The organism is Kordia sp., assembly GCF_045105435.1.
Lineage (GTDB): Bacteria > Bacteroidota > Bacteroidia > Flavobacteriales > Flavobacteriaceae > Kordia.
On the sequence record NZ_JBGCDL010000101.1, the window covers coordinates 1 to 5,420 of the forward strand.

At 33.4% G+C, this 5,420-nt stretch carries 4 protein-coding genes; 3 read left to right on the forward strand and 1 reads right to left on the reverse strand.

Annotation, left to right across the window (positions count from 1 at the left end; translation table 11 throughout):
- Positions 1–243: 243 nt before the first annotated feature.
- Complete coding sequence (locus AB8B65_RS05005) at positions 244–1,158, reverse strand: diacylglycerol/lipid kinase family protein (protein ID WP_405299759.1); 915 nt, start codon at positions 1,156–1,158, stop codon at positions 244–246.
- A 312-nt stretch (positions 1,159–1,470) separates the two neighbouring features.
- Between AB8B65_RS05005 and rnr the strand changes: the two genes are divergently transcribed.
- The 3 genes from rnr to AB8B65_RS05020 all read left to right on the forward strand — a co-directional run.
- On the forward strand, positions 1,471–3,666 hold the full coding sequence (gene rnr, locus AB8B65_RS05010) for a ribonuclease R (protein WP_405299760.1): 2,196 nt from the start codon (positions 1,471–1,473) through the stop codon (positions 3,664–3,666).
- 400 nt (positions 3,667–4,066) lie between these two features.
- Positions 4,067–4,381, forward strand: a complete 315-nt coding sequence (locus AB8B65_RS05015) for a YbjQ family protein (protein WP_405299761.1) — start codon at positions 4,067–4,069, stop codon at positions 4,379–4,381.
- Positions 4,382–4,631: 250 nt separating this feature from the next.
- The coding region (locus tag AB8B65_RS05020) for a hypothetical protein (RefSeq protein ID WP_405299762.1) at positions 4,632–5,420 on the forward strand (789 nt) is incomplete at its 3' end.

Genomic DNA, 5,420 nt, shown 5'->3' on the forward strand with positions numbered 1-5,420 from the left:
TAACTTTATACACTCGTTTCACAGTATAATATTTTATAATTTCTGGACCAAAATTGATTTGGCACTTATTCTATAGACGAGAGAAAAACCGATATGTTACACTTTTTTTAAGATTTCTTTAACTTTTTTTAAGAAAATCGACTTTTTGTTTAACCTTTTCTAAAATTTAAACTGTCATATTCAATGGATTTTCAATACAAAATAGGATCAAAAAATACGATCACTTTGAGTGTAATAAAAAAATTAAGGAACTACAAATTGCAACGTTTTTGGTAAAATAGTGGCAGTAAAACCGCCAGTTCCAATCAATTCACCGTCTGCTTGAATATACACCTTTTTTTGAGAAGTTTCAATAGTAATCGAATCTGTTTTAAAAGTTTCTACCTTGGAATGATTCACAATTTGACCGTTAAACAAACCAAAAACGTTTCTAAGTAGGTTAAAAAGTGTAAAATGTTTCGCTACCGAAATATCAAACAATCCATCAGCTGAAGCCACATCTTTTGTCAATTGCATGCCGCCACCAGAATATTGACAAATGCCAACAATTGTTAACAACGATTTGCTTGTTAATTGTTTTTCAGCACTTTTAATAGTAAATTCAGTTGCTTTATAACGCATCAAACCTAAAACGGTAGATACCAAAAAAGAAGCAGCGCCTAAAAATTTTAATCGTTCGTTGCGTTTTACCACATACCCATCAAAACCCAATCCGGCAACATTATTAAAAAACACAGTTTTATCAACATTCAACAAAGAAAGCTTTCCAATATCTTGAAAAATAGTATGTTCCTCTTTAATAATTTGAATTGCTTTGGTAATATTCTTTGGAATTTTATAGGTTTTTACCCAATCATTTCCCGTTCCTAAAGGAATTACGGCTAACTTTATTTCCTGAAGTGAAACAATTTTTTGTTGCATCAAACCATTTACAATATGATGCAAAGTTCCATCGCCACCAATACTTACAAACTTTCGATATCCTTTTTTTAAACCTTCAATAACAAGTTCGTATTCATGTTGAGGTTTTGTGGTAAACTCAAATTCAAAAGGAATATTTAAAGCTTCAAAAGTAGCTACAATTTTTCTCCATTTTCGTTTTCCTGAGAAGCTTCCCGAAGTCGGATTCACAATCAAAAACCAGTTCTCTTTACGCATACATAACACCAATTTAATGTGTTGCAAAATACGAATTGTAAAATATTTGTATATTTGCATCAGAATTTATTAATACTTCTCTCCTACTCGTTGTGTTTACTAAGAAATCGTTAATTTCTAAAACAGCAACATTCCTGACAGAATTAATTTGTACTTTTCAAGAGTTAAAAAGCGCTAAACTTAGAATCGTTAAATCTCGATTATCGAGTAAAATTCAATAAAAAAGCAATTTCGGTATGCTTTTTACACAATCAAATAATAATAATAACAAACCGAAAATATACACGAAATCGTGTAAAACAGAATGATATAATGACAAGAAAGAAAAAAAAGAAATCGCATAAAATTCCAAATCTAACAGATGCGATCCTTCAAATATTTAAAAAATCTTCCAACAAAGTTTACAACTACAAACAAATAGCTTCCAAACTAAACATTACAGATACTAGCGGAAGAAATCAAATTATAAAAACACTCAAAAAACTCAAAGCAAAACAAAAAATTGAGGAAATTGATCGTGGAAAATACCGCGTAGTTGGCAGTACAGAATACTATACTGGAATTGCAGATATAACAGCACGCGGACAAGGATATGTAATTTGTGAAGATTTTGAAGAAGATATCTTTGTACCAAACAACAAACTAAACAGAGCTTTAAATGGCGATGAAGTTGAAGTATATGTGTACAAACGCAGAAAAAATAACAGACCAGAAGGTGAAATTACAAACATTGTAAAACGTAAAAAGACCGAATTTGTGGGTGTATTACAAATGCAAAGAAATTTTGCTTTTGTGGTTGTTTCCAATCAAAAAATGTACACGGATATTTTTGTTCCAAAAAACAAAATAAACAATGCACAAGATGGTGATAAAGTATTAGTTGAAATTGAAGATTGGCCAGCGAGAGCGGATTCTCCTTTCGGAATTATAACACAAGTACTTGGAAAACCAGGAGAACACGATACTGAAATCCATTCGATTTTAGCAGAATACGGATTGCCGTACGAATTTCCAGAAAACGTAGAAAAATACGCAAACAAACTAGACACATCTATTCAAGAAGATGAAATCAAAAAACGTAGAGACATGCGCGACGTGTTAACGTATACGATTGATCCAAAAGATGCAAAAGATTTTGATGATGCGTTATCATATCAAGTATTAGAAAATGGAAACTACGAAATCGGAATTCACATTGCCGATGTTTCGCACTATCTAAAACCTGGAACTGTATTAGATGATGAAGCATACGAACGTGCAACTTCAGTATATTTAGTAGACAGAGTTGTACCAATGTTACCAGAAATACTCTCAAATGGCGCGTGTTCATTACGTCCAAATGAAGAAAAATATACCTTCTCAGCAGTTTTTGAAATCAACAAAAAAGCAGAAGTAATCAACGAATGGTTTGGACGTACAGTTACCTATTCCGACAAGCGATTTGCGTATGAAGAAGCACAAGTAATCATTGAAACACAAGGTGATGAAATTCCTGCGGAAATATCTTTAACAGGAAAAGCGTACAAAGTAGACAAAGCCATTGTTGAAGCAACCTTAAAACTTGATGAATTAGCCAAAATTATGCGTGGCAAACGTATGCGACAAGGTGCCATTTCATTTGACAAAGTAGAAGTTCGTTTCAACTTAGATGAAAACAAAAATCCAGAAGGTGTCTATTTCAAAACGCAAAAAGACGCAAATAAATTGATTGAAGAGTTCATGTTACTTGCTAACAGACGCGTAGCAGCTTTCATTGGAAAACGAGAACCAAAACAAACCTTTGTATACCGTATTCATGACGAACCAGATTCAGAAAAATTAGGGAATTTGCAAAATATAATCTCTCGATTTGGATATTCATTAAACTTACAATCTAAAAAAACTACCACAAGTTCACTAAACCAATTACTAGAAGATGTAAAAGGGAAAGGCGAACAAAACATGATTGATACGCTTGCCATTCGTAGTATGAGCAAAGCAAAATACACAACCGATAACATTGGTCATTACGGTTTGGCATTCGATTACTATTCGCACTTTACATCGCCAATTCGTCGTTATCCTGATGTTATGGTACATCGTTTATTACAACACTATTTAGATGGCGGAAAATCTGCAAATGCAGAAGAATACGAAGCAAAATGTGAGCATTCATCAAACATGGAAGGTTTGGCTGCAAGAGCTGAACGCGATTCTACGAAGTACATGCAAATAAAATTCATGCAAGATCATAAAGATGAAGAATTTGTAGGAGTAATTTCGGGTGTGACTGAATGGGGAGTTTACGTAGAAATCATTGCTAACAAATGTGAAGGAATGGTAAGTATTCGCGATATCAAAGACGATTATTACAACTTCGACGAAAAGCAATATGCTATAATTGGTGAAGTCACTAAAAACATATATCAACTTGGAGATGAGGTTATTGTAAAAGTAAAAAATACGGACTTAGTAAAACGTCACTTAGATTTCGATCTCGTTGGAAAACGTGTAGATGTAGAAGCATAAAATTTGGGCGTTCCCGTAAACGGTCAGGCTATCCGCTATATCTTTTTAAAATACTAGTCATTGCGAGAATTTTTATAAAAAATTTGTGGCAATCTGTTTCTTAAACAAACAGATTACTTCGTCGTTTTCTCCTCGTAATGACGTATCAAAAAATTAAAAAGGATGCCGCTTCTATCCTTAACGCGAAATAAAAAGTACTGAGAAATTAGTAGTGAGTATTGAGATTTTTCTAAGTACATTCAGTATTTCATAATCAATATCAATAAAATTTAAAATCTATTTCTCTAATAATAAATAAGGCTTCTCAATACTATATTTTTGTAACATTTCTCAAAAACAGACACTAACGTATCAAACAATCAAAAATCGTATATCAACAATCAAAAATCACAAATCCATTATGATTTTCACTACAACCGACAATTTTCAAAACAGAGAAATTACAGAATACTTAGGCTTAGTTTCCGGAATGACCTATAGCGTAAATTACTCATACAAAGGCATGTCGTTCAAAGATATGTTCAACATGAAAAAATACTATTCACAAATAGAAGGCGCTATAGAAGAAATAAAAGAAAAAACATTTCAAAAATTACATGACAATGCCGTAAAACTTGCTGCAGATGGCGTAGTTGGTATTGCTGTAGATATGGAAATAAGTGCTGGAGGCGCAGTAATGGTAAGCGTCACAGGAACGGCAGTAAAGCTCAAATAAACAAAAAAAATCTTGACATTACGGATTTCCGTAAGTATATTAGTAGGAATATTTCTAACATTGTAAGTGTAAAATTTATACACTTTTGAGAAATATTCTTAAACTATATTGCTTACTGATACTTTTCTCTTGCGAAACAGATGATTTCAAAGAGAACTATCATCAAGAAAGCAAGTTGACAATCCCACAACCAAAAGTTCAGTACAAAGAGGGAAATCAGGTTTCAAAAAAAGCCGTAAACTTTATCAAGATGAAAACAAACAATGCTTTTACTATCGTGCAACGTAAAGGTAGAGTGGCGTTTTCTCAAAATTCTATTCTTAGTAAATCTACAGAACTCGGTATCATTGACACCAGTAAAGAAATTATTGTACACAATGAAACTACGACCAAACATACATTTAAAGTCATTTCACCGTATCAAGAAGAAAATACAATTGTCAATGTAATTATTGTTGAAAAAGGAGATACAACCTACGAATACTTCTTAAAATATACGTTCAATGGGGAAATTCCATACAATGAAGATAAAACAGCAATCGATTTTAATCAATTCAACGGAACCATTGAAACCTTTAATAGCGCTGGCGAATCTATTGGTAGCATGACTATTGAAAATAATACAGTAATTGACGATACAGGCAATTTAGCGCCATGTCCAACAGATGATGAACCCGAACCATCAGATGATACAAATACTTCCAATACGGGCGGTTCTGACGCTAACACTTCAACTTCAAGCGGAACAAACGAAGACGAACAACAACAATACGGTAACAATTATTATAACAATACAACTGGCGGCGGCGAATTAGTAGATGCCAATGACGATTGTGCTGTAAGTTGGAGTTTTACTGATTGTGGTTGCGGTCCGCAATATGCAGACGGACATCGTCCAAGTGGAAATGCTTGTTGTGGCGGAAGTCTCATGGTTATGGTCGATTGCAATGGCGTGGTACAACGAAGCAACAATTATGACACACCATTTACCAAACGAAATGCAATCAATCCTTGTAACGATGGTGATGTAGGTGTTATT